Genomic DNA, 23,527 nt, shown 5'->3' with positions numbered 1-23,527 from the left:
GCCACCATGACATGGACTGAACCTTTTGCCTATTTTAATGGCCTCGATATGGCGGCGCTTGCGCTGTTGTTCGGGTCGTGGGCGATCACCGGCTTTGCGATTGATCACGCCCCCAAAGGCCGCCCCTCCGTGTCGCGCCTTATGGCGCAGTATCGGCGCGAATGGATGGTCGTGATGATTACCCGCGATCCGCGCATCTTTGACGCCCATATCCTTGGCACCCTGCGACAGGGCACATCGTTCTTTGCCTCGGCCACCCTGATTGCGATTGGCGGGTCACTGGCGCTTTTGGGGGATCTTGACCGGGTGATCGGGATTGCGGGCGATCTTACCCCCGGACAAGAGCCTATCGTCGTGTGGGAACTCAAGATTCTCGTCATCCTGCTGTTTCTCGCCAATGCCTTTCTCAAATTCGTCTGGTCGAACAGGTTGTTCGGCTATTGCGCCGTTGTGATGGCCGCCGTGCCCAACGACGCCAGTGATCCCCGTGCCATTGTCCGGGCGCGCAAGGCGGGCGAGATCAACATTACCGCCGCGCGCGGGTTCAATCGCGGTCTGCGGTCGCTTTACTTTGCCCTGGCCACCGCCGCTTGGCTTTTGGGGTCAGAGGCGCTTTTGGTGGCTACCGCTGTGACCGTGCTGCTGCTGTTGCGCCGTGAATTCGCCTCGCAGTCGCGCGCCGTTCTGATGCAACCCGATGACGCTACGACTCACACACAGACGTGAATGTTATTCCCCGCAGAATGGGTTATATTGCGCGCCATGAAACAGATCAGCCTTATCCTCTCCGCCCTTGCCCTGGCCTCTGCTGCCTCCGCGCATGAACCCAAAGTGCTTGACGTCAAAGTCGAGAAATCAGGCATGGCCTGGCGTGTGGATGTCACGGTCGAACATCCCGATAGCGGATGGGAGCATTATGTTGACGGCTGGGAGGTGCTGGATAACGCCGGCAATCGCCTTGGCTATCGCATCCTGCATCACCCGCATGTCAACGAACAGCCCTTTACCCGGTCGCTGACCAATCTTTCCCTGCCCGACGGAACCCGCGAGATCTTCGTGCGCCCGCATTGTTCGGTTGATGGCTGGGCTGGCGATACCCTGCGCGTCACGCTAGAGCCATAACCGAGACAGCCTGTGAGGGCTGGCTAGCGGCCCCCTCAACGCCGTCCCTCGCGCAGCCATCCCGACAGGATCAATCCCGATACCAAAAGCAACACAAGCCATGCCGGCAAAAGCGGCATCTGGCTCACGCTGCGGGTTTCATAGGCCCCGCGCGGCGTGATCCCGATCCAGCCGCGTCCGGCGGCAGGGCGACCCGCGCGTACCTCGCGAATACCGGGCACGCCGTCGGCAAGGGCGCGCACCCCGCCATTGGTGGCGCTGATCAGCGGTTGCAGGGCCTCGGCGCTGGCGATGGTCTGTTCAAATTCCACAGGCGCGGCCGGGCCAAGGCCGATCACCGCGTTCTGGTCGTCGTTCTCCAATCGGTAAAGGCCAATCTCAGGCCCGTCATAGACAAGCTCGAACCGGCCCGGTGACACTTCTGTCATCTCGCGTTCAATCACCTCGCCCGAGGGGGTGGTGATGCTCAGCGCGCCGATACTGTCGTCAAGCGAGCGGCGGATCACCCGCATCTGCTGGCCTGTTGCCTCGGCCCAGAGCGCCTCTTCCTCAAGCTCGGGTTCCTTCATCATCCAATGCGCCAGACGGCGCAGAAGCTCAAGCTGCGGTCCGCCGCCCTCGAACCCACGACCCCAAAGCCAGGCGTGATCAGAGGCCAAAAGTGCCACACGCCCTTCGCCGACACGGTCAAGCAGCAAAAGCGGTCGATCCCTCGCGCCCGACATGACCACATCGCCCGAGGTCTGAACCACCTCGATCTGGCGCATCCAGCGGCCCCAATCGCCCGTCTCTTCGCCCTCACCCTGTAATCCGGCGGTGACCGGATGGCGCTGCCCAAGATCGGTCACCTTGGGGCGATATCCCTCTTCGACCACCCGCGCGGTGGGGCGGGCGGGCACGATGTCCTCGAACGGTCCGCGATAGAGGCTTTCGGCCCCGGCAAAATCCGGCCCCGCCGCAAACAGAACCGCGCCGCCATTTTCCACATATTGGCGGATATTATCGAGATAGATCGACGGCAGAATGCCGCGCCGCCGATAGCGGTCAAAGATGATCAGGTCAAAATCATCAACCTTTTCCAGGAAAAGCTCGCGCGTTGGAAAGGCGATAAGCGACAGTTCCCGCACCGGCACGCCGTCCTGTTTTTCCGGCGGGCGCAGGATGGTGAAATGCACAAGGTCGACCGAGCTGTCGGATTTCAGAAGATTGCGCCATGTGCGCGTGCCGGGATGCGGCTGGCCCGAGACCAAAAGCACGCTCAGGCGATCGCGCACGCCGTTGATCTGAATGAGCGCTGTGTTGTTGCGATCGGTAAGTTCGCCCGGCGCGGCGGGGGTGGTGAACTTCAACACGTTGCGCCCGCCATGCGGCAGGGTCAGCGGCAGGTCAATCGTTTCGCCAAGGGCCACCTCAAAGCGGCGCGGCTCTGCTCCGTCGACCGAGATATCGATCGGCACGCTTGTCACGCCCGGCGGGCTGGCCCCTTCATCGGTGATGTTCAGGGTCATGCGTACCTCTTCGCCCAGAATGGCAAAGGCGGGGGCGTTTTCGATCCTTAACCGCCGGTCCCAATCACCCGCGCGACCGGTATGCAGCAGGTGTAGCGGCGCTGGCAGCGGCGGCGCGCGATCAACATCATGCAGCCGCCCATCCGACAAAAGAACAACGCCGGCAATCCTGCCCTGCGGCTCTTCGGCCATGGCCTGGGCCAGTTCGGTCATCATCTGGGTGCCGCCATTGTCGGGCGCATCGGGCACGCGGATGCGGCGCACCTCGGTGTTGGCGCGCGCCTCTAGCCGGGCGGCCAGCGTATCCGCCGCCGAAGCGGTCATCGCGGCGCGATCCGCCAATTCCTGGCTGGCGCTTTCATCCTCGACGATCATCACGATATCCGACAGCGGCGCGCGATCCTCTTGCTGATAGACCGGTCCCAGCAGAGCGCCCAGAATAACCAGCCCCGCAAGCGCGCGAAACGCCCAGCCCGACAGCCCGCGCCAAAGGGCAAGCGCAAGCCCGGCTGCCAAAAGGGCAGCAAGCACCGCGACCAACATCACGGGCAAAAGCGGATCAAAAATCAGGCTCGCGGTCATTGGCCCAACCTATCAAGCAAAGCGGGTACATGCACCTGATCGGATTTGTAATTGCCGGTCAGCACATGCATCAAAAGGTTCACCCCAAACCGATAGGCCAGCTCGCGCTGACGCTCACCGGCATAGCCACGTCCCACCGGGAAAAGCGGATCACCGCGATCATTCGCCGCCCATGCCGAGGCCCAGTCGTTGCCGCCGATCACCACCGGCGTCACCCCGTCGTTGAGGTTGCGAAACGGCATGCCCTCAATGCGTTCGGCATCGGGTGGGGCCGCCTCAACCCAAACCGGGCGGCCCGCGTACCGACCCGGAAAATCGGTCAACAGGTAAAAGGCGCGGGTAAGCACGTGGTCATCAGGCACCGGTTCGAGCGGCGGAATGTCAAGTGGCGCGGCCAGCCGTTGAAGCCGCGCACCATTGGGCGAAGAGGCGCCGAATCCGGCCACATTGGCATCGCGGGTGTCAAACACGATAAGCCCGCCATTACGCAGGTAATCGTTGAGTTTGACATAGGCCTCGGCCGAGGGGGCCGGCTGATCCGGGGTGATCGGCCAATAGAGGATCGGATAAAACGCAAGGTCATCGGTTTCAAGGTTAACGCTGATCGGGGCCGCAGGCTCGATTGAGGTGCGGAAATTAAGCACCCGGCCAAGCCCGACAAGCCCCGCGCGCGCCGCATCATCAAGCGCCGCATTTCCGGTGATCACATGCGCGAGCACCACTTCGGATGTGGCAAGAATGGCGCGACTATCGTCCTGCGCCCGTCCGCCCTGCGGCGCGCTGACAAGGCTGAGCGCAAGCAAGAGCGTCGCCGTCGCGCGCACCGGCCAGAGCCGCCCGGAAAGGGCAAGCGAGGCTGCGATATCGGCGATAAGCAAGATCAGCGAGGCCGCCAATAGCCAACCGCCCAAAGGGAGTTCCGGCGCGCGGGCCAAGCCCTCGACCGGGATACGCGGGGGCCATGCCACGGGGGCAAGCGGGGTCTCGGCCGAGATGACATTGCGGGCAATCCGCCGGTCCGGTCCGTCATAAATGCCGGGGGCAAGGTCGGGGCCAAGCGGTGCGGCAAGGATACGCTCGCCCGCCACACCGGGCAGGGTGCCCGCATCGTTAAGCGCGCCGAACCCGTCAAGCACGGCGACCGGCTGCCATGTGGTGCCCTCCAATTCCGCCGCATCGGGGGGCGCAACAGAGGAAGAGACCGCAAGCCTTTCCAGCATCTGCACGAACAGGCCCGACAACGGCAGGCTTGACCATTCGGCATTGGCGGTGACGTGAAACAGCACCACCTGCCCCGAGCCGATCCGCTTGCGGGTGACAAGCGGCGTACCATCGCTCAACTGCGCAATCACGCGCTCGGCGAGCACCGGGTCGGGTTGGGCCATGACTTGGGCGCTGACGCTGACATCGGCGGGAATCGAGAGACCGTAAAACGGCGTGTCCTCGGCGAAGAGCGCAAGCGCCTTGGGCTCGCCCCAACTCATCGCGCCGCCCACCGTGCGCCCGCCCGCGCGCAGACGCACCGGCATCAACGGAGCCTCTTCGTTGCGCGACACATCGCTCGCGGCAAGGCGCGGCCCGGCAAAGCGCAGCAAAAGCCCGCCTTGCGCCGTCCAGTCGAGAAGCGCGGCCTGTTCGGCCCCTGAAAGCGTTGCCACATCCGCGAGGATGATCACATCGGGATTGGCCGGCAGCACATCCATCAGCGCGCCATCCAGAAGATCGGCGGTGGGGATCAGCGCCTGTTCGAGGTAATGCAGCGGCGACAAAAGCTCTAGCCCCTCGCGGTCGTCCCGTCCGGCGATCATCGCCACCTCGCGCCGCTTGAGCCCGTCATCGCCAAGCGTGACCGCCCCGGCATGGGCCTGTCCGGCGATCTCGAACCGGGTCAGGCGGGCGCGCAATTCGGGCGGCAGCGACAGCGCGCCCTGCGCGCCGGTCTCGCCCTCGCCAAAGGTCATCGGCAGGCTGGCCAGAACGCGCGGCACGCCTGCGGGATCAAGGCCATGGGCGTTGACGGTAATCTCTCGTGTCGGTCCCGACTGCGCGCGCAGCGCCTCAAGGTTTACCAGCCCATCGGCCAGCGTTGCGGGCTTGAGCGCCAAAATCGGTCGTGGGCTTTCATGGGCGGTGACAGGCCCGCGCGCCTCCAGCGCGGCAAGAAGGGCGTCGCGGCCCTCATGGACCAAACCATCAGAAAACCAGCGGGTTTCAATCGCCGTATCGCCCAGCATTCCGGCGGCCTCGTCCAACATCTCTGGCGTGGCCGACCACGGCGCGGGCGCAAGGCCGGGCAGGCGGCTGCGCCAGCTTTCGGCGGCTTGAAACAGCGGCGGCTCTGGATCGCTCAGCTGCATCACCGCGGCGGGGCGCCCGGCGCGCCCGGCCTCGGCCAAAAGCCCGTCGATCACGGCGATCTGCGCGTTCCAGTCGCGGGCACTGGCCCAGCTGTTGTCGAGCAGGATCAAAAGCGGGTCGGTGGCGCGCGCCTCGCCCTCGTCGCGCGGGTTCAGAACTGGCCCCGCCAGCCCGATGATCACCGCCGCCACCGCCAGCATCCGCAACAGCAATAGCCACCAGGGCGTACGGTCGGTGACGCTGTCTTCGTCCTTGAGGCCCAGCATAAGCGCGACACCCGGAAACCGCCGCCGCACGGGGGCGGGCGGCACGGCGCGCAGGATGATCCAGAGAATCGGCAGGGCGGCGAGCGCCAGCAGCAACCAAGGCGCGGCAAATCCGATAGGGCCAAGCATCATGCGCCAATCCCCCCGTCAAGCGCGCGATAGAGCCATAACAGAGCCGATTGCGCGCTGCCGCTGGTGTGATGACAGCCATAGCGCCAGCCGGTCACAGAGCACAGCGACGCCAGTTCCGCCTTACGCTCGGCGAGGCGTTCAAGATAGCGGTCGCGCAGGTCGCCCGCCTTGAGGGTTTCATGCGCCATGGTGCCGCCGATGCTTTCGAATATCGTGCGCCCGGAATAGGGAAAGACCTCTTCTGCGGGGTCGAGCACCTGATAAAGCACGCCGCGCACGCCGCGATCCGCCGCCGCTGTCAAAGCCCCGCGCAGGCCGGTCAGATCGCCCATGAAGTCAGAGACCAGAACGGCGCGGCCATGCGGCAACAGCCCGGCCATGTCGGGGCTGGCGTAATCCTCGTCGCTGTCTTGCATCAGCGCCTCGGTCAGGCGCGCGATCTGGACCTGCCCACGTCGGGGCGGCAGGGCTCCCCCGGTCAGGCCGACCCGTTCACCGCCCCGAATAAGCAGGATCGCGCTGGCAAGCGCCAAAAGCCGGGCGCGATCGGCCTTGTCGGGCAGGCCGCTGTCGCTGGCAAAGCGCATCGAGGCCGCCGGATCGACCCAGAGCATCACGCTTTGCGCGATCTGCCATTCCCTCTGGCGCACGAATTGCGCGTCACTGCGCCCCGAGCGACGCCAGTCGATCATGCGGCGGCTGTCGCCGGGCTGAACCGGGCGGTATTGCCAGAAATCATCCCCCTGACCGGCACGGCGTCGGCCATGCTCGCCCAGCAAAACCGTGCCGGCAAGATGCTCGGCCCGCGCCAAAAGCGGCGGCAGGCGGGCGGCCTCAGATTCGGCCCTAGGGCGCAGGGGGGTGACGGGGGTGTTCATCTCAGGCGGCGACCTTGACCTGCGCCACATCCTCAACCGTGCGCGCAATCAGCGCGCTAAGGCTATCGCCCCGGGCCCGCGCCGCAAAGTTAAGCGCCATGCGGTGCCCAAGCACCGGCTGTGCCATCGCGGCCACATCGCCCGCATCCGGCGCAAGCCGCCCTTGCAGCATCGCGCGTGCGCGAACCGTCAGCATAAGCGCCTGCGCGGCACGCGGCCCCGGACCCCAGGCAACGGTCTCGCGCACCACATCGCTGGCGCTTGGATCATCCGGTCGACAGGCGCGCACAAGATCAAGAATAGCCTCCATCACCGTCTCGCCGACGGGCATGCGGCGCAGCATCTGCTGGGCGGCAATCAGGTCGGCGGGGGTAAAGACGGCATGCGCCTCTTCCTCGGCGGCGCCGGTGGTGGCGAGCAAAATCGCGCGCTCGGTGTCGCGGTCGGGATAGGGCACCTCGATCTGGACCAGAAAGCGGTCAAGCTGGGCCTCGGGGAGAGGATAGGTGCCCTCCTGTTCAATCGGGTTCTGCGTGGCGAGCACGTGAAACGGCGGCTCAAGCGGGCGGTTGGCCCCTGCGACGGTCACCTGGCGTTCCTGCATTGCCTGCAACAGGGCGGATTGGGTGCGCGGGCTGGCGCGGTTGATCTCGTCGGCCATCAAAAGCTGGCAAAAAATCGGCCCTTCGATGAACTTGAACGCCCGGCTTCCGTCACTGGCGGTTTCAAGCACTTCGCTGCCGAGGATGTCGGCGGGCATCAGGTCCGGGGTGAACTGAACCCGGTTGGTATTGAGGCCCATGACCGTGCCAAGGGTTTCCACAAGCCGCGTCTTGCCAAGCCCCGGCAGACCGATCAACAAGCCGTGCCCGCCGCACAAAAGCGCCGAGAGAGCCAGATCAACCACCTGTTCCTGACCGATAAAGCGTCGCGTGATCGAGGCCCGCGCCTGTGCAAGCTTGCCTTCAAGCGCCTCAAGACCAGCAAGAAGGTCAGTGTCATCGGTCATGGCAAAACTCCTGTTTGGACTATATCCTTACGGTAGAGTGTATAGCGCTAGACAGAAATGGCAAAAGCAATGAGCAAAGAATCCATCACGTCGCCGTCAGCCGAAGGAATTGCCGCCTCTGCCAGTGCCGCCAGGGCCAAAGGGCGCGGTCTTCCGCCGGTACATCTGTGGAACCCGCCGTTTTGTGGTGACCTTGATATGCGAATCGCCCGCGATGGGACGTGGTTTTACCTTGGCACCCCGATCGGGCGGCCCGAATTGGTGCGGCTGTTTTCCACCATCCTGCGGCGCGATGGCGACAAGTATTTCCTTGTCACCCCGGTGGAAAAGGTCGGCATTACCGTCGATGACGCGCCGTTTGTGGCGGTTGATTTCGAGGTCGCGGGCGCGGGCGAGACGCAAGAGTTACGCTTTGAAACCAACGTCGGTGATCATGTGACCGCAGGCCCCGATCACCCCATTCGCGTCACCCGTGACCCCGAAACAGGCGAGCCGTCGCCCTATGTTCTTTTGCGCGCCAACCTTGAGGCTTTGATTGATCGCAAAAGCTTTTACCGGCTGGTCGATATCGGCACGGATCACGAGGGCTGGTTCGGTCTCTGGTCGAGCGGCGCATTCTTTGGCGTGATCCCGTCGGATGAATTGCCGCGCGACTAGGCCTGCACCGACCGCATTCCGGGGGGAAATCACGCCACGCTTTCCCGGTAGAAAGCGGCATTTTCAGGCACGTCTTTGCCCAACTTGTGCTATTGTTTCTGCGCGAGCGGGCAGGATGATCCGCCGTCAGACAGTGTAAAAAGGGACGAACATGCTTCAAGAGTTCAAGGATTTCATTGCCAAGGGCAATGTGATGGATATGGCGGTCGGTATTATCATCGGCGCGGCCTTTACTGCGATTGTCGGCTCGCTCGTGTCCGATCTTATCAACCCGATCATCAGCCTGTTCCTGGGCGGGGTCGATTTCTCGGGGCTGTACGTGCTTTTGGGCACGGGTGAATACGTCTCAATCGCTGCCGCAGAAGAAGCCGGCGCCGCCGTCTTTGCCTATGGTCGCTTTATCATGGCCGTGATCAACTTCTTGATCGTCGCATGGGTTGTGTTCATGCTGGTCAAGGCCGTGAACCGCGCCAAGCCCAAGGTCGAGGAAGCGCCTGCCGCCGATCCGGGCCCGTCCGAACTGGACATCCTGATGGAAATCCGCGATTCTCTGAAGAAGAAGTAAGCCACGGCTTATGGCGAAAGGGTCCGCGATCCAGCGGGCCCTTTTTCACGTCCGGCGTAAGGCCAGCGGGCCGCGCGCGACCAAGACCAGAAAGGAAATGCAGCAATGCAAGACATCATCGCACAGTTAAGCGGGTACGGCCCGATGATCATCAGCGCGGCCAAGGCCCTCGCGGTTCTGGTTTTCGGCTGGATGGCGGCCGGCATTATAAGCGGCATGGTGCGCCGCCGCGTTAACGCCAGCCCGCGCATCGACAAGACCATCGGCAATTTCGCCGCCTCGATCGTGAAATGGGTCATTCTGGCGATGGTTCTGGTCGCGGTTCTTGGCATCTTTGGCATTCAGGCCACCAGCCTTGTGGCGGTCATGGGCGCGGCGACGCTGGCCATTGGTCTGGCGTTGCAGGGCACTTTGTCCGATCTTGCGGCGGGGTTCATGCTGGTGCTGTTTCGGCCCTACAAGTTGGGCCAATACGTTGAAATCGGCGGCACATCCGGCACGGTGGTTGATCTAAACCTGTTCTTCACCGAGCTTTCGACGCCTGATAACGTGCAGATCATCCTGCCCAATGGTCAGGCCTGGGGCGCGGTTATCCGCAATTTCTCGCATCACGCGACGCGGCGCTGCGATCTGAGTTTCGGGATTGATTACGGCGACGATGCCGATCACGCGATGCGGATCATTCTTGATCTGGCAAATGCCGATCCTCGCGTTCATGCCGACCCCGAGCCCTGGGTGCGGGTGGTGAACCTTGGCGACAGCAGTGTCGATCTTGGGGTGCGTCTTTGGTGTGATGCGGCGGATTATTGGGGTTTGAAATTCGATATGACCAAGTCGGTGAAAGAGGCCTTCGACAAGAACGGCGTCTCGATCCCCTATCCGCATCAGGTCGAAGTTCAAAAAGCGGGTTAATCAAACGCTTGCCGGGCAGTCTCAGGCCCTGTGATAGGGGCTGCCCGCCAGAATGGATGCCGCGCGGTATAGCTGTTCGCACAGCATCACCCGCGCCAGCATGTGCGGCCAGACCATACGCCCGAACGATAGCTTGAAATCGGCGCGCCCGCGCAACTCGGGGGCAATGCCATCGGCACCGCCGATCACAAAGGCGACGTCGCCCCGCCCGCCGTCGCGCCACGCGCCAAGCTGGTCGGCAAACTCGGGCGAACTCTGCAATTTGCCGCGCTCGTCAAGCGCCACAATTACCGATGCTTTGGGGATGACCCGTTCCAGAAGGGCGGCCTCGGCAGCCATGCCGCCGCCCTTTTTATCCTCGACCTCGTGCAATTGCGCAGGGCCAAGTCCAAGGGCGCGGCCCGTGCGATCAAACCGGGTCAGGTAATCGTCGATAAGCGCGCGTTCCGGGCCGGTCCGCAACCGGCCCACCGCGCAAACATGAATCCGCATTCAGACCTGAGAGTCTGCCGTCTGCTCCGGGGTTTGTCCGGTGGGCAGCCACATCTTCTCAAGCTGATAGAATTCACGCACTTCGGGGCGGAACACGTGAACGATCACATCACCTGTGTCGATCAGCACCCAATCGCCGGTTCCCTTGCCCTCCATCCGCGACAGAATGCCGAAATCCTGCTTAAGGCGATCCGTCAGCTTTTCGGCAATTGCCGCCACCTGACGGGACGAACGCCCCGAGCAAACGATCATGTAGTCGCCAATCGCCGTTTTGCCGCGCAGGTCGATCTGCACGATATCTTCGGCCTTGTCGTCGGAAAGTGAGGAAAGAATCGCCGCAAGCTGCGTTTCGCTGTCCGCGGTCATGGCAGGCACCATGGCAAGCGCCCCCTGTTGAGCGGCCTCGGCCGCATAGGTCGTAAAAGACAGGACATAGTCCTCCTTTGCTGCACACCGCAAAACCCCGGTGCCGGGCTATGGTTACAAAGTAGCAATCCAAAGATGATTTTTCAATGAACGGCAACCCCCAGAGTGCTGTGCGCGGGGCAAACTGCTGCAAATTTACCCGTCCTGTGGCAATTCCACGCCGGTATCGCCCAACATTCGCACCTCGCGCTGTGGGAAGGGGATGGAAATACCATGTTCCTGGAACGCATCCCAGAGCGCCAGATAGACATTGCCGCGGATATTCGTAAGCCCGCCGGTCGGGTCGCGAATCCAGAATCGGAGGATGTAATCGACGCTGCTGTCGCCGAACCCCACGATATGACAGACCGCCGGCTTGCTGCTCAGAACGCGCTCGACACCATTTGCCGCCTCGATCGCGATCTTGCGCACCTTGTGGGGGTCATCGCTATAGGCCGTGCCAAAATAGATATCGAGCCGCACGAAATCATTGGAATGCGACCAGTTCACCACCTGCCCGGTGATCAGGTCCTCATTCGGGATCAGGTATTCGCGCCCGTCGCGCGTTGTGATCGACACATAGCGCGCGCCAAGGCTGTTGATCCAGCCGAAGGTCTCGCCAAGGCTGATGACATCACCGGGTTTGATCGACTTGTCGAGCAGGATGATGATCCCCGAGACAAGGTTCGACACCACCTTTTGAAGACCAAAGCCAAGGCCAACACCGATGGCACCCGAAAGCACGGCAAGCCCGGTCAGATCCACCCCCACGGTGCGCAGCCCGATAAAGAACGCGGCGCCATAAAGCAGAACCTGCATGAACTTGACGACAAGCACCTGCATCGAGGGCGAAATATCGTCATTCTTGCGCACCTGCGCGGCGGTGGCGGTCGAGGTAAAGCGCGCCATGGTGAACAGGACGCCGATCACTATCACCGCCTGCACCAAAAGCCAGAGCGACAGCCGCGTTTCGCCAACCTCAAAGGCGGCACTGTCGAGAATGGCCTGCGCCTCGTCGGTGAGGTTCAGGATGCTGAGCGTGACCCATGTCCAACCCGCATAGCGCACCATCGAGCGCAAGAAATTATTGGCAATCAACCGGGTGGCAATCGCGATCACAAGCCAGGCAAAGGCCAGATTGCCAACTGCGGCCAGGATATAGGACCGGCTGGGCCAGGTGACCTCGCGCATGACCCAGACCAGAGGCCAGATCATCGCCACGAAAAAGATAAGCCGTAAGCGCCGGTGCAGCATCACAAGGATGCGCATCCGCCACTTCGGCCAGCCTTCGCGGTGGCGCATCCATTCGCGCGCCATCGGGCCGAAAACCTGTGCCATGACATGCGCGGCAATGAAGAGCGATACCGCTATCCCTACCTGATAGGCGTTCCAGGGGCGCAAAAGCCCGGTCAGGAAAAGCTGCGCCTGTGCCCAGAGGCCAAGCGCAATCTCATGTGTGATGGTTATTGTATCGCCGCCCATTGCCTAACAGATTGGCACGCGCCGCGCCGCCTCACAAGCCTGCACTGGACAAGCCCCGCAATTCAGGCTCTTTTTACGCCGAAACGGAGACCCGCGATGACCACAGCCCTGATTACCCATCCCGATTGCCTTGGCCATGAAACGCCTGAAGGCCACCCCGAACAGATTGCCCGGCTCGAACATGTTCTGGCCGCGCTCGAAGGCAAGGATTTGCGCCGCGTCATTGCCCCATTGGTGGCCGAGGACGACCTGTTGCGCGTTCATCCCCACAGTCATATCGAGACCATCCGTGCCGCAGCCCCCAAAGAGGGGATCATACAGCTTGATGCCGATACCTACATGTCGCCGGGCACGCTTGCCGCGGCGCATCGTGCGGCGGGCGGTGCGGTACGCGCAGTTGACCTTGTGATGTCGGGCGAGGCGCAGAATGCCTTTGTCGCCACCCGCCCGCCGGGGCACCATGCCGAGCGCGAAACCACCATGGGGTTCTGTCTGTTCGGCAATGTCGCCGTGGCGGCGAAACATGCGCTGGATCATCACGGATTGTCGCGCGTGGCGATTGTCGATTTCGATGTGCATCACGGCAATGGCACGCAAGACCTGCTTGAGGATGACGCGCGCGCGTTTTTCGTCTCGTCGCACCAGTTTCCGCTCTGGCCAGGCACTGGCACCGCCGATGATACCGGTCCGCACGACACCATCCTGAACCTGCCGCTTGCGCCGGGCACCGGCGGCGAGGGCTTTCGCAAGATATACGAAGACAAGGTCTTTCCCGCCGTCACCGCCTTTAAGCCGGAGCTGTTGCTGATCTCAGCCGGGTTTGACGCGCATCGCGACGACCCGCTTGCCGATCTGCGCCTGACCGAAGATGATTTTGCCTGGGTCACAGGGCGGCTTTGCGATCTGGCGGACGATCTGTGTGGCGGGCGGGTCGTGTCCTGTCTTGAGGGGGGCTATGACCTTATGGCGCTTGCCCAGAGTGCGGCGGCGCATGTTGATGTGCTGATCGCGCGCGGCGCGGCCTGATTTTTCCCTTTTTAGGATGACGCCCATGCGCGCCGGTCTTGCTCTGTTGTGTCTGGCCTATGTGCTAAGCCAGTTCTTTCGTGCCTTTCTTGCGGTCCTGAGCGGCGTTCTTGAGCGCGATATTGGCACCACGCCGGATGATCTTGCCTTTGCCTCGGGTCTTTGGTTCCTGGCATTCGCGGTGATGCAGGTGCCCGTAGGCTGGGCGCTTGACCGGGTCGGGCCAAGGCGCACGGCAGCAGTGCTCTTGCTGATCGGCGGCGCAGGTGGCGCGGCCCTGTTTGCCATGGCCACCAGCCCGCTTCAGATTGACATTGCGATGTTGTTGATCGGAGTTGGCTGTTCGCCGGTCCTGATGGCGTCTTACTATATATTCGCGCGCCAGTTTCCGCCTGCACAATTCGCGACCCTTGCGGCGGTGATGCTTGGGGTCGGATCGCTTGGCAATCTGGTCGCCTCTTATCCGATGGCCTGGGCCGCCGAAACGCTTGGCTGGCGCGCGGCGTTGTTTGCATTGGCGGGTGTGTCGGGCGTTGTGGCGCTTGGTATCCTGGCACTGGTGCGCGACCCCGAGGCGCTGACCGGCGATACGCGTGGCTCGGTTCTTGATCTGTTGAAGATGCCGGTGCTGTGGGTGATTCTGCCGCTGATGTTCGTGGCCTATGTGCCCTCTGCCGCGTTGCGCGGGCTTTGGGCAGGGCCCTATCTGCGCGATGTGTTTGCGCTTGATACCGGGCAGGTTGGGCAGGCGACGCTTGTGATGGGCGTGGCGATGATCGCCGGAACGCTGTGTTATGGCCCGCTTGATCGCATTTTCAACACCCGCAAGTGGGTGATCTTTGCCGGCAACGCGATCAGCGCGCTTGCGCTTTTGGTGATGGTTGCGCTGCCCGATCAAAACCTGGCCCTGTCGATTGCAATGCTGGCGGTCGTCGGCTTTTTCGGCGCCTCCTTCCCGGTGATCATCGCGCATGGGCGGGCGTTTTTCCCGCCCCATCTTGCGGGTCGCGGTGTGACCCTTTTGAACCTGTTTGGTATCGGCGGCGTGGGCGTGGCGCAATTCGCCTCTGGTCCCTTGCACAGCGCAGCCTCGGCCAGTGGCGCGCTTGCGGGCTATACCGCGATTTTCCTGCTGTTCGCGGTTGCCTTGCTGGCAGGTTTGGCGATCTACCTCTTCAGCCGCGACAGTATGGACTGAATCCGCCCCCTTTTACCTTCTGCACAGACGCGATAAGACCCCCCGGCAACCCCCGAACCTGGAGATTGATCAAAATGGGTTACAAAATCGCCGTCGTCGGTGCCACGGGCAATGTGGGCCGCGAAATGCTGAACATTCTGGCCGAGCGCCAGTTTCCTGTTGATGAGATCGTGGCCCTTGCCAGCCGCAAGTCTCTCGGTACCGAAATCAGCTTTGGCGACCGAACTTTGAAGACCAGGGATCTGGACACCTTTGATTTCACCGGTTGGGATATCGCTCTGTTCGCCATCGGCTCGGACGCGACCAAGATCTATGCGCCCAAGGCGGCGAAATCCGGCTGTGTGGTGATCGATAACTCGTCGCTTTATCGCTATGATCCGGACGTGCCGCTGGTGGTGCCCGAAGTGAACCCCGAGGCGGTTCTGGGCTATGCCAAGAAGAACATCATCGCCAACCCCAACTGTTCGACAGCACAGATGGTCGTGGCGCTCAAGCCGCTGCATGACCGCGCGCGTATCAAGCGTGTCGTTGTCTCGACCTATCAGTCGGTTTCAGGGTCGGGCAAAGAGGGCATTGATGAGCTGTGGGATCAGACCAAGTCGATCTACAATCCGACCGACAGCAAACCGCCGCGTAAATTCACCAAGCAGATCGCGTTCAACGTGATTCCGCATATCGATGTCTTCCTTGAGGACGGCCAGACCAAAGAAGAATGGAAAATGGTCGCCGAGACGAAGAAGATCGTCGATCCCTCGATCAAGGTGACCGCCACCTGTGTGCGCGTGCCGGTGTTTGTCGGCCATTCCGAGGCAATCAACATCGAGTTCGAGGATCACCTCGACGAGGCCGAGGCCCGCGATATCCTGCGCGAGGCACCGGGCATCATGGTGATCGACAAGCGCGAAGACGGTGGCTATGTCACGCCAATCGAATGCGTCGGCGATTTCGCCACCTTCATCAGCCGCATCCGTCAGGATCCGACGATTGATAACGGCATCAACCTGTGGTGCGTGAGTGATAACCTGCGCAAGGGCGCGGCGCTGAACGCGGTGCAGATTGCCGAAACTCTGGGCCAACGGGTGCTGAAAAAGGGCTAATCGCCGTTTCGAAACCCCTCTATCCCAACATCATCGGGCGCATCTTCGGGTGCGCCCGTTTGCATGTTCGATGCACGGCGCGCGATGGCTTGAATGAAGGGGTATCCTGGAAAACAAGGCGTAAATCCGCGCGAATGGTCAGCCCGTGCTTGCACTTGCGCCGCGCCAGCGGGATGATCGCCTCATGTTTTCAGGAGTGATCCCCATGCGCGCGCTGTCCTTTGTCCTTCCGTTTGTCCTTTTCGCCCCGGCGCTACATGCCGAAGAGATCGCCCTTAGCAGCCGGGTCAGCGCCGTTACGCTTTACCCGCAGGGGGCGACCGTCATCCGGCAGGTGCCGTTTTCCATCCCCGAAGGCCAGCATGACCTGATCCTTGCCGATCTGCCGCAAAACACACCGCTGGCCGCGGTCCGGGTCGCTGTCACGGGCGCGCAAATGGGCGGGGTCACCACCCGCAACGATTATGTTCCGCCGCGCGACACCACCGAATCGCCCGCGCTGATTGCGGCCCGCGCCGAGGTCGAGCGGTTGGAGGATGCGCTGCGCGCGGCCCGCGCCGAAGTCGAGGATATCGCGCTTGAGGCGGATGCCGCCCGCGCCCGGATCGCCTTTCTCGCCGAGATTGGCCGGGGCGATGGCGTGGCAGCACTTGGCGTTGATGCCCTGCGCGATCTGTCGGCGATGATCGGCACCGAAACCCTCGCCGCAGAATTGGCCGCCGCCGAGGCCACCCGCCGCGCCGACACCGCCGAGCGCGCCCTCAAGGACCGGATCAAGGCGCTTGAGGACGCAAAACAGGCCCTTGCCGCCCTTGTCCCCGAAGATAAAGCGCGCGCAATGCTTGCCGTCGCGGTCGCCTCGGATCAGCCCGCCAGCGGCTCCTTGACCGTCACCTACACGATCAGCGATGCCGGATGGCAGCCGCTTTATGATATCCACCTTGCGCGGGACACGGGCGATGTGCGGCTGGAACGCGGCGCCTTCGTGCGTCAGGACACCGGCGAGAACTGGCGCGATGTGGCGCTTACCCTGTCCACGCTTCGCCCCTCGGCCCAGACCGAACCCGGCCAGATATGGCCCTGGATTCCGCGCATCGAGGACCCGAACGAAGTTCGCCCCAAATCGCGCCAGCTTGAAAGCGCCGAGGGTGCCCTGATGTCGATGGCCGAACCGATGATGGATGCGCCCGCCCCGGCGCGCATCGAGGCGGATGCACAATTTGACGGGCTGTCAGTCACCTATACCTACCCCGCGCCGGTTTCGGTCAGCACCGGCGCGGATCGCGTGCGCCTGTCGCTTGGCACGCTCACCACCAGCGCCGATGTAGTGGCGCAGGCCGTGCCGATGGTGGATCAGACCGCCTTTGTCATAGCGCGGCTGACCAATGATACGGGTGAATTGATCCTGCCGACGTCAGAGGCGCGATTCTATCTGGATGGCCGCTATGTCGGGCAACGCTGGATTGATCTTGTTCCGGCGGGGGGCAAGGTCGATCTGTCCTTCGGGGCGATCGAGGGCTTGCGCCTGACGCGGCTTGTGCGCGAGCGCAACGAGGGAGATCGCGGCATCATTTCCAAATCCAACGAAATGAGCGAGACCTTTGAAATCACCGTTGAGAACCTGACCGATACGGCCTGGCCGCTGCGCCTCTTGGATCGTGTTCCGCAATCGGATCAGGAGGATTTGGAAATTACCTGGTCGGCCAATCCCCAGCCGAGCGAACGTGACGTCGAGGGCCAACGTGGAATTCTGGCCTGGGAATTTGACCTGTCGGCCGGACAGACGCAGGAAATCACCCTCACCTACGCACTTGAATGGCCCGACGGCCAGGTTTTGCGCTAAGATATCTCTACGCGGCGGCAGTTCTTGCGCCGCCGCAGGGCCCTGTTTTCAGAACGTCAGCTTTTTGCAAAAATCGGATATCGCAATGGCCAGTCAGTATAAAACGCCCGGCGTTTACATTGTCGAAAAGGACGCCTTTCCCAATTCCGTGGTTGAGGTCGCCACCGCTGTGCCCGCCTTTATCGGGCACACGGAAACGGCAATGAATGGCAGCGGGTCTTTGCATGACACCCCGACGCGCCTCACCTCGCTGGCCGAGTTTCAAGCGGTGTTCGGCAGTGCCCCGACGCCGCTTTTTGAGATCAAGCCAACAGCGGCGCTGCCCAACCCTTCACCGCTGAGCGACGCGGGTGCTGATAGCGCCCCCGCCTTGCCGCCTGTTCCAATTTCGTCCACGCAAGACCTGATCCAGAGCAACCCGGCCTATTGCCTTTATGGCGCCATGCGTCTCTTTTTCGAGAACGGAGGCGGGCCCTGTTATGTCACTTCTATCGGCGGCTATGGTGATCCCTTTGACGCCGATAGAATGATCGCCGCCATCACCGGCCTTGAAAAAGAAGCCGAGCCGACGCTTTTGGTGATCCCCGAAACCACCCGCCTGTCGCGTGCCGATGCGAAGCGGGTGCTTCAGGCGATGCTGGCCCATTGCGGCGACAGAATGCGCGACCGCTTTGCCATCCTCGATATCTCTTCCGGCCACCTGCCGCAGAGCAGTGCCCTTGGCGATCCGGTCGCGACCTTTCGCAATGATATCGGCAATAATTGGCTGGGCTTTGGGGCGGGTTATTATCCCTGGCTCAACACGACTATCTGGCAGGACCGCGATTTCACTTTCGAAAACATCTCTCCCGCGAGCCATGCAGAGTTGCGCAAGCTCTTGATTGCAGAGCACGAAGACAACGCGGCTTTCATTGCGGAAATCAACAAGATCGGCGCGCCGGAGCTTGTCGGTGACTTTACCATCACCGTCCCTCTCGGCGGACAGGTGATCGTGAGTGCTGCGGATATATCCGCGACCGATGAAATCAGCACCGCCGCCGATCTGCGCTTTGAAATCCTCGACACCGGCCAGATGCCCGGCGCATTGGTTGCCACGGGCACCGACACCGCCCTTACCTCCTTTACGCAACAAGAGCTGGAGGCGGGCGCGGTCAGCTTTGTCCATGACAAAGACGCCGCGACAACCGGCCAGTTTGCGGTGATCGTCACCGACAAGGACGGGCTTGCAACCCTCTTGCGCACAGTTCTTGTTCTGGCCGGGGAGGGGGCCGCGCCGACCTCTGAGATGCAGGGTAAACTGCGCGGCGAGATCAGTGCATCCGTGATGAGCCAGCAAATGCTCGACAAAACCCTTCGTGGCATGTCTCGGGCTTATGTAAAGATCACAGGCGCAATGGCAGCGGCTTTAAATATCATGCCCCCTGCCGCAGCCATGGCCGGGCTCTATACCATGGTCGACAATTCGCGTGGCGTCTGGAAAGCCCCTGCCAATGTCTCGGTCAATGCCGTCACCTCACCGACCGTCACCATCAACCATGAGCAGCAGGAAGACCTGAACGTCACGACCACTGGCAAATCCATCAACGCGATCCGCTCTTTCGTGGGCGAAGGCACGCTTGTCTGGGGTGCGCGCACGCTTGATGGCAACTCGCTTGACTGGCGCTATGTCCCGGTGCGCCGCACCATGATCATGATAGAGCAATCCATCAGACTTGCCGTCAAGGCCTATGTCTTTGAACCCAACGATGCCAGCACATGGCTTACGATCCGCGCGATGATCGAAAACTTTCTGACAGGCGTCTGGAAGCAGGGCGGTCTTGCCGGGGCGGTGCCCGCCGAGGCCTTTGGCGTTCAGGTTGGTCTTGGGGAAACCATGACGCCTGAGGATATAATCGAAGGCACCCTGCGGGTCACGGTTCTGGTCGCTGTTACCCGCCCTGCCGAATTTATCGAGATCACGTTTCAACAGCAGATGCAGAGATCCTGACGGCCCGTTTTCCGGGCCGCCGGTCCGCCACTACTTACAGCGCTTTTCGGCCTCTTCGACCGCCGCCGTATAGCCCGACAGAGAGAACGAATCCCTGGTGATCGTGCCGCGCGACGAGCGCGCGCTAAGGACGGCCTCTGCGCCGCGCTTCATCGCGGCCAGGATCTTGGCGTCATCGCTCGTGCTTGCAGGCCAGGCCCATTCGCCTTCGGTGAACAATTCAAACTCGGTACCGCCGATATTCATGTTGACGGTCGAGCCGCCGGCAAAGGGATAGCCGCCGGTAAAGGTGATCTGGCCCTGAACGCCCGCGCCGGGGCGAAAGAACGTCATCAAAAGGATGTCACCACGGCGCACGGCGACGACGCGGCCATCCTTGGTGTTGACCGTTTCGGTCGGGGCCGACACCGCCCAGCATTCGCGCGGGTCGTTATCTTCAAACACGCTCCATGCGGTCTTGGCCGCCACCTGATTGGTGCTTGTTTCCTGCGCGGTTGCGCCCGTTGCCACCATCGCGGCCAATGCCACGGCCACGCCGCGTGCAAATCGTGATACCATCTGTCCAGCCTCCAAGCTGTCCTAAGCCTCAATTTCAGAGGTCGCGCCCATCCCTTTACGGAATTCTTTTTATGTGCGACCAGTCCCGTCTCGACATTGCAACATTAGCCTGAAACAGGCGAGAAGTGAAAGACGCAATTGGCGGATTTTCGCACACACGCCTGTGATCCCTATCTGCCGGAGGCCTTTGATGACCCAACCTGTTCCGATGACTGAAATCTGGCGCGGCCCGATGGCCGAAAGCGTGCATCTGGGTCACGCGGTGATTTGCGCTTCGGGTGGTGAGATTGTCGAGGCTTGGGGCGATCCCGCCACAACCATTCTGCCGCGCAGTTCGTCCAAGATGATTCAGGCGCTGCCGTTGGTCACAAGTGGCGCGGCCAGGGTCCATGGCCTTACCTCAGAGCAGCTTGCGCTGGCATGCGCGTCGCATAACGGGGCGGCAATTCACACCGAGCGCGTCAACCGCTGGCTTGCCGATCTTGGGCTGAGCGATGACAATCTCCGCTGCGGGCCACAAGACCCGGATGACAAGGTGGCCCACAAGGCGCTGCTGTGCTCTGATACTTCGCCCTGTCAGGTGCACAACAACTGCTCGGGCAAACATGCGGGCTTCCTGACGCTGAACCGTCACCTTGGCGGCAGCGCCGAATACATTGACCCCGATCACCCGGTGCAAAAGGCGGTTTTGGATGCATTTGAAACGGTAACGGGCGAGACCTCGCCGTTTTACGGGATCGACGGATGTTCGGCGCCCAACCATGCCTCAAGCCTGCACGGGATGGCGCGTGCGATGGCGTGGTTTGCCGGGGCTCGGGAGGGTGTCGATGCCAATCAGACCGCCGCTATCCAGCTTTGGCAGGCCATGGTCGCGCATCCCGAGCTTGTGGCGGGTGAGGGGCGCGCCTGCACCGAGCTGATGCGCGCCTGTAAAGAACCTGTGGCGCTCAAGACCGGGGCCGAGGCCTTTTTCATCGCCATCCTGCCGACCCGCAAGATGGGCATAGCCCTTAAGATCACCGATGGCGGAACGCGCGGTGCCGAATGCGCGATTGCGGCGCTTTTGGTCAGGCTCGGCGTGCTGGATGCAGATCACCCGGCCACCCGCAAATTCATGAACGCACCGATTTTAAACCGGCGCGGGATCGAGATCGGAATGATCAAACCCTCAGCGGCGCTGGTCTGATCCGCGAGGCGGGCTGTCAGAGCCCGCCCGCGAACTCATCCTGCGCGTAGCCCTGTAGATACAACAACGCGGTCAGGTCGCCGTGATTGATGCGGATGTCACACTCGGCGGCGACGCTTGGCTTGGCATGAAGCGCCACGCCGGACCCGGCCCGCCCCAGCATGCCGAGGTCGTTGGCCCCGTCGCCGACCGCTAGAACATCATCCTCGGCAATGCCAAGCCGCGCGCTGATCTCTTCCAGTGCCTGTATCTTGGCCTCGCGCCCCAATATGGGCCGCGCCACATCGCCAAGCAGAACGCCGCCCTCGACCAAGAGCATGTTGGCGCGGTTTTCGTCAAACCCGAGCGTGGCGGCGACCGCCTGTGTAAAGGCGGTGAACCCGCCAGAGACCAGCGCGCAATAGGCCCCATGTGCCTTCATCGTCGCCAGCAGGGTGGCGCCACCGGGCATATAGGTGATCCGGCTTTCAAGAACTTGCGCGATCACGCCCTCATCCAGCCCCTTGAGCAATGACACCCGTTCGATCAGCGCGCCTTCGAAATCAAGCTCGCCATTCATCGCCCGCGCGGTGATCTCTTTGACATGCGCGCCGACGCCCGCGACCTCAGCCAGCTCGTCAATGCATTCCTGACAGATCATCGTGCTGTCCATATCCGCCAGCAGCATCTTCTTGCGCCGCCCCGTTTCGGGCTGCACCACGAGATCGACACGCGCCTTTTGCAGATCGCCCCACACGTCCCACTGATTGTCAGGCACCTGCTCCAGCGCGAATTCCGCCGCCTCGTCGGGCGCAAGCCAGATCGCATCACCGCCCCCCCAGGCATTGCGCAGGGCGTGAACAAGGGCAGGATCCAGCGCGCCCTTGGGCGCAATCAATGTGGCAATGAACATTTAACGAAGTTTCCGATCGTAGTCGCGACAGGTCGCATTTTCTCATTCAAGCGGCGTTCTAGCGTCATTTCTGCACTTGCGAAAGGCCCTGATGCACCGTAATGCGATAGGCGGGACACCCCTCCCCAACGAGGGGCGCTTATCTGAAAGGGTAGCATTCATGGCTATTGATACTCCGGCAACGCGGCCGGCAAATCCGCGTTTCTCTTCTGGCCCCTGCGCCAAAATCCCCACATTCTCGCTTGATAATCTCGCTGATGCGCCCCTGGGTCGCAGCCACCGTGCCGCCGTCGGGAAGGCCAGGCTGAAAGCCGCGATCGAGCGCACGCGCGACATCCTCGGCATCCCCGCCGATTACCGGATCGGCATTGTGCCCGCCTCGGATACGGGCGCGGTCGAAATGGCCATGTGGAACCTGCTGGGCGAACGCCCGGTTGAAATGCTCGCCTGGGAAAGTTTTGGCGCCGGTTGGGTCACCGATGTGGTGAAACAGCTTAAACTCGACGCGACGGTCAAAACCGCCGAGTATGGCGAGATTGTCGATCTGGCCGGTGTTGATACCGACAAGGATGTCGTCTTTACCTGGAACGGTACCACCTCTGGTGTGCGCGTGCCCAATGGCGACTGGATCAAACCCGACCGCGAGGGCCTTACCATTTGCGATGCGACCTCGGCCGCCTTTGCGCAGGATCTGCCCTGGGACAAGCTTGATGTGACCACCTTCAGCTGGCAAAAAGTGCTGGGCGGCGAAGCGGCGCATGGCATGCTTATCCTGAGTCCGCGGGCGGTTGAACGCCTTGAAAGCTATACCCCGGCCTGGCCCCTGCCCAAGATTTTTCGCCTCACCAAAGGTGGCAAGCTTATCGAGGGCATTTTCGTCGGCGAAACCATCAACACCCCCTCGATGCTTGCGGTCGAGGATTACCTCGTCGCCCTTGACTGGGCGGCCTCGGTTGGTGGCCTCAAGGGTTTGATCGGTCGTGCGAACGCCAATACCAAGGCGGTGGCCGACTTTGTCGAACTGCACGACTGGGTCGATTTTCTGGCCCATGATCCGGCCACCCTGTCAAACACCTCGGTTTGCCTGACCTTCAATGATGCCCGCATCACCGACGGTGCCACATTCGCCAAAGCCGTCGCCAAACGGCTTGAGGCCGAAAATGTCGCCCTTGATGTCGGGGCCTACCGCGATGCGCCCGCCGGGCTCCGAATCTGGTGTGGCGGCACGGTGGAAACCTCTGATGTCGCGGCTCTGATGCCCTGGATAGAATGGGCGTTTCAGGCCGAAATCGCGGCGCTTGCCGTCGACGCATGATCGTGGGTTTCACCCACCCTACCGGCTGACCGTAGGGTGGGTGCCAACCCACGCTTT

The 23,527-nt window shown here is 62.1% G+C and carries 21 protein-coding genes; 12 read left to right on the top strand and 9 right to left on the bottom strand.

Annotation, left to right across the window (positions count from 1 at the left end):
- Window positions 1–6 precede the first annotated feature (6 nt).
- Complete coding sequence (locus tag BUB78_RS10200) at window positions 7–726, top strand: DUF599 domain-containing protein (protein ID WP_073197811.1); 720 nt, start codon at window positions 7–9, stop codon at window positions 724–726.
- A 36-nt stretch (window positions 727–762) separates the two neighbouring features.
- Entirely contained in the window at window positions 763–1,122 is a 360-nt protein-coding gene (locus tag BUB78_RS10195) for a hypothetical protein (RefSeq protein ID WP_073197748.1), read from the top strand.
- Between the two features lie 35 nt (window positions 1,123–1,157).
- On the opposite strand, the gene BUB78_RS10190 is transcribed toward BUB78_RS10195, so the two are convergent.
- The 4 genes from BUB78_RS10190 to BUB78_RS10175 are packed head-to-tail and all read right to left on the bottom strand — an operon-like array spanning window position 1,158 to window position 7,855.
- Window positions 1,158–3,212: a hypothetical protein gene (locus BUB78_RS10190; protein ID WP_073197746.1), complete on the bottom strand. Its 2,055-nt coding sequence runs from the start codon at window positions 3,210–3,212 to the stop codon at window positions 1,158–1,160.
- Window positions 3,209–5,968: a DUF4159 domain-containing protein gene (locus BUB78_RS10185; RefSeq protein WP_073197744.1), complete on the bottom strand. Its 2,760-nt coding sequence runs from the start codon at window positions 5,966–5,968 to the stop codon at window positions 3,209–3,211. Before BUB78_RS10185 ends, BUB78_RS10190 begins: the two co-directional genes overlap by 4 nt.
- A complete protein-coding gene (locus tag BUB78_RS10180; protein WP_073197742.1) occupies window positions 5,965–6,846 on the bottom strand; it encodes a DUF58 domain-containing protein in 882 nt (293 codons plus the stop codon). Before BUB78_RS10180 ends, BUB78_RS10185 begins: the two co-directional genes overlap by 4 nt.
- A gap of 1 nt (window position 6,847) precedes the next feature.
- Entirely contained in the window at window positions 6,848–7,855 is a 1,008-nt protein-coding gene (locus BUB78_RS10175) for an AAA family ATPase (protein WP_073197739.1), read from the bottom strand.
- 69 nt (window positions 7,856–7,924) lie between these two features.
- Here BUB78_RS10175 and BUB78_RS10170 point away from each other — a divergent pair, with 69 nt between their 5' ends.
- The 3 genes from BUB78_RS10170 to BUB78_RS10160 all read left to right on the top strand — a co-directional run bounded on the left by BUB78_RS10170 (window position 7,925) and on the right by BUB78_RS10160 (window position 9,989).
- Window positions 7,925–8,512 carry a DUF1285 domain-containing protein gene (locus tag BUB78_RS10170; RefSeq protein ID WP_073197808.1) on the top strand — a complete coding sequence of 196 codons (588 nt, stop codon included), beginning with the start codon at window positions 7,925–7,927 and terminating at the stop codon, window positions 8,510–8,512.
- A 151-nt stretch (window positions 8,513–8,663) separates the two neighbouring features.
- Complete coding sequence (gene mscL, locus BUB78_RS10165) at window positions 8,664–9,077, top strand: large conductance mechanosensitive channel protein MscL (RefSeq protein ID WP_073197737.1); 414 nt, start codon at window positions 8,664–8,666, stop codon at window positions 9,075–9,077.
- Window positions 9,078–9,182: 105 nt separating this feature from the next.
- The gene (locus BUB78_RS10160; protein ID WP_073197734.1) at window positions 9,183–9,989 is read left to right on the top strand and encodes a mechanosensitive ion channel family protein; all 807 of its coding nucleotides are present in this window, start codon (window positions 9,183–9,185) and stop codon (window positions 9,987–9,989) included.
- Window positions 9,990–10,010: 21 nt separating this feature from the next.
- On the opposite strand, the gene rlmH is transcribed toward BUB78_RS10160, so the two are convergent.
- From rlmH to BUB78_RS10145, 3 genes are all read right to left on the bottom strand, one after another.
- A complete protein-coding gene (rlmH, locus tag BUB78_RS10155) occupies window positions 10,011–10,481 on the bottom strand; it encodes a 23S rRNA (pseudouridine(1915)-N(3))-methyltransferase RlmH (protein WP_073197732.1) in 471 nt (156 codons plus the stop codon).
- Window positions 10,482–10,859, bottom strand: coding sequence for a ribosome silencing factor (gene rsfS / locus BUB78_RS10150; protein WP_073197806.1), 378 nt, complete (start codon window positions 10,857–10,859; stop codon window positions 10,482–10,484).
- A 183-nt stretch (window positions 10,860–11,042) separates the two neighbouring features.
- A complete protein-coding gene (locus BUB78_RS10145) occupies window positions 11,043–12,368 on the bottom strand; it encodes a mechanosensitive ion channel family protein (RefSeq protein WP_073197730.1) in 1,326 nt (441 codons plus the stop codon).
- A gap of 96 nt (window positions 12,369–12,464) precedes the next feature.
- On the opposite strand from BUB78_RS10145, the gene BUB78_RS10140 reads away from it, so the two are divergent.
- The 5 genes from BUB78_RS10140 to BUB78_RS10120 all read left to right on the top strand — a co-directional run bounded on the left by BUB78_RS10140 (window position 12,465) and on the right by BUB78_RS10120 (window position 19,519).
- Window positions 12,465–13,394, top strand: coding sequence for a histone deacetylase family protein (locus BUB78_RS10140; protein ID WP_073197728.1), 930 nt, complete (start codon window positions 12,465–12,467; stop codon window positions 13,392–13,394).
- A 25-nt stretch (window positions 13,395–13,419) separates the two neighbouring features.
- Window positions 13,420–14,592: an MFS transporter gene (locus BUB78_RS10135; protein ID WP_073197804.1), complete on the top strand. Its 1,173-nt coding sequence runs from the start codon at window positions 13,420–13,422 to the stop codon at window positions 14,590–14,592.
- A 74-nt stretch (window positions 14,593–14,666) separates the two neighbouring features.
- Window positions 14,667–15,689: an aspartate-semialdehyde dehydrogenase gene (locus tag BUB78_RS10130; RefSeq protein WP_073197725.1), complete on the top strand. Its 1,023-nt coding sequence runs from the start codon at window positions 14,667–14,669 to the stop codon at window positions 15,687–15,689.
- Between the two features lie 205 nt (window positions 15,690–15,894).
- Window positions 15,895–17,532, top strand: a complete 1,638-nt coding sequence (locus BUB78_RS10125) for a DUF4139 domain-containing protein (RefSeq protein ID WP_073197801.1) — start codon at window positions 15,895–15,897, stop codon at window positions 17,530–17,532.
- An 85-nt stretch (window positions 17,533–17,617) separates the two neighbouring features.
- Window positions 17,618–19,519, top strand: coding sequence for a phage tail sheath C-terminal domain-containing protein (locus BUB78_RS10120; protein WP_073197722.1), 1,902 nt, complete (start codon window positions 17,618–17,620; stop codon window positions 19,517–19,519).
- A 30-nt stretch (window positions 19,520–19,549) separates the two neighbouring features.
- Here the strand turns inward: BUB78_RS10120 and BUB78_RS10115 are convergent, their stop codons facing one another.
- A complete protein-coding gene (locus BUB78_RS10115) occupies window positions 19,550–20,077 on the bottom strand; it encodes an invasion associated locus B family protein (RefSeq protein ID WP_170865050.1) in 528 nt (175 codons plus the stop codon).
- Window positions 20,078–20,267: 190 nt separating this feature from the next.
- Here BUB78_RS10115 and BUB78_RS10110 point away from each other — a divergent pair, with 190 nt between their 5' ends.
- Window positions 20,268–21,263 (top strand): asparaginase, encoded by a 996-nt coding sequence (locus BUB78_RS10110; protein ID WP_073197720.1) that lies wholly within the window; start codon window positions 20,268–20,270, stop codon window positions 21,261–21,263.
- 16 nt (window positions 21,264–21,279) lie between these two features.
- Here the strand turns inward: BUB78_RS10110 and serB are convergent, their stop codons facing one another.
- Complete coding sequence (serB, locus tag BUB78_RS10105) at window positions 21,280–22,155, bottom strand: phosphoserine phosphatase SerB (protein ID WP_073197718.1); 876 nt, start codon at window positions 22,153–22,155, stop codon at window positions 21,280–21,282.
- A 160-nt stretch (window positions 22,156–22,315) separates the two neighbouring features.
- On the opposite strand from serB, the gene BUB78_RS10100 reads away from it, so the two are divergent.
- Complete coding sequence (locus BUB78_RS10100; protein ID WP_073197716.1) at window positions 22,316–23,470, top strand: phosphoserine transaminase; 1,155 nt, start codon at window positions 22,316–22,318, stop codon at window positions 23,468–23,470.
- The last annotated feature ends 57 nt before the right edge of the window (window positions 23,471–23,527 follow it).

This window comes from Roseovarius marisflavi (assembly GCF_900142625.1).
GTDB classification, from domain to species: domain Bacteria; phylum Pseudomonadota; class Alphaproteobacteria; order Rhodobacterales; family Rhodobacteraceae; genus Roseovarius; species Roseovarius marisflavi.
This window is presented reverse-complemented; position numbering and strand designations above follow the sequence as displayed.

What these genes read in the sequence shown, in the direction of transcription:
- mscL (WP_073197737.1), top strand. Translation starts at nt 8,664, where the DNA reads ATGCTTCAAGAGTTCAAGGATTTCATTGCCAAGGGCAATGTGATGGAT.
- BUB78_RS10175 (WP_073197739.1), bottom strand. Translation starts at nt 7,855, where the DNA reads ATGACCGATGACACTGACCTTCTTGCTGGTCTTGAGGCGCTTGAAGGC.
- BUB78_RS10180 (WP_073197742.1), bottom strand. Translation starts at nt 6,846, where the DNA reads ATGAACACCCCCGTCACCCCCCTGCGCCCTAGGGCCGAATCTGAGGCC.
- BUB78_RS10195 (WP_073197748.1), top strand. Translation starts at nt 763, where the DNA reads ATGAAACAGATCAGCCTTATCCTCTCCGCCCTTGCCCTGGCCTCTGCT.
- serB (WP_073197718.1), bottom strand. Translation starts at nt 22,155, where the DNA reads ATGTTCATTGCCACATTGATTGCGCCCAAGGGCGCGCTGGATCCTGCC.
- BUB78_RS10145 (WP_073197730.1), bottom strand. Translation starts at nt 12,368, where the DNA reads ATGGGCGGCGATACAATAACCATCACACATGAGATTGCGCTTGGCCTC.
- BUB78_RS10100 (WP_073197716.1), top strand. Translation starts at nt 22,316, where the DNA reads ATGGCTATTGATACTCCGGCAACGCGGCCGGCAAATCCGCGTTTCTCT.
- rsfS (WP_073197806.1), bottom strand. Translation starts at nt 10,859, where the DNA reads ATGGTGCCTGCCATGACCGCGGACAGCGAAACGCAGCTTGCGGCGATT.
- BUB78_RS10170 (WP_073197808.1), top strand. Translation starts at nt 7,925, where the DNA reads ATGAGCAAAGAATCCATCACGTCGCCGTCAGCCGAAGGAATTGCCGCC.
- BUB78_RS10140 (WP_073197728.1), top strand. Translation starts at nt 12,465, where the DNA reads ATGACCACAGCCCTGATTACCCATCCCGATTGCCTTGGCCATGAAACG.
- BUB78_RS10115 (WP_170865050.1), bottom strand. Translation starts at nt 20,077, where the DNA reads ATGGTATCACGATTTGCACGCGGCGTGGCCGTGGCATTGGCCGCGATG.
- BUB78_RS10200 (WP_073197811.1), top strand. Translation starts at nt 7, where the DNA reads ATGACATGGACTGAACCTTTTGCCTATTTTAATGGCCTCGATATGGCG.
- BUB78_RS10130 (WP_073197725.1), top strand. Translation starts at nt 14,667, where the DNA reads ATGGGTTACAAAATCGCCGTCGTCGGTGCCACGGGCAATGTGGGCCGC.
- BUB78_RS10120 (WP_073197722.1), top strand. Translation starts at nt 17,618, where the DNA reads ATGGCCAGTCAGTATAAAACGCCCGGCGTTTACATTGTCGAAAAGGAC.
- BUB78_RS10185 (WP_073197744.1), bottom strand. Translation starts at nt 5,968, where the DNA reads ATGATGCTTGGCCCTATCGGATTTGCCGCGCCTTGGTTGCTGCTGGCG.
- BUB78_RS10135 (WP_073197804.1), top strand. Translation starts at nt 13,420, where the DNA reads ATGCGCGCCGGTCTTGCTCTGTTGTGTCTGGCCTATGTGCTAAGCCAG.
- rlmH (WP_073197732.1), bottom strand. Translation starts at nt 10,481, where the DNA reads ATGCGGATTCATGTTTGCGCGGTGGGCCGGTTGCGGACCGGCCCGGAA.
- BUB78_RS10125 (WP_073197801.1), top strand. Translation starts at nt 15,895, where the DNA reads ATGCGCGCGCTGTCCTTTGTCCTTCCGTTTGTCCTTTTCGCCCCGGCG.
- BUB78_RS10110 (WP_073197720.1), top strand. Translation starts at nt 20,268, where the DNA reads ATGACCCAACCTGTTCCGATGACTGAAATCTGGCGCGGCCCGATGGCC.
- BUB78_RS10160 (WP_073197734.1), top strand. Translation starts at nt 9,183, where the DNA reads ATGCAAGACATCATCGCACAGTTAAGCGGGTACGGCCCGATGATCATC.
- BUB78_RS10190 (WP_073197746.1), bottom strand. Translation starts at nt 3,212, where the DNA reads ATGACCGCGAGCCTGATTTTTGATCCGCTTTTGCCCGTGATGTTGGTC.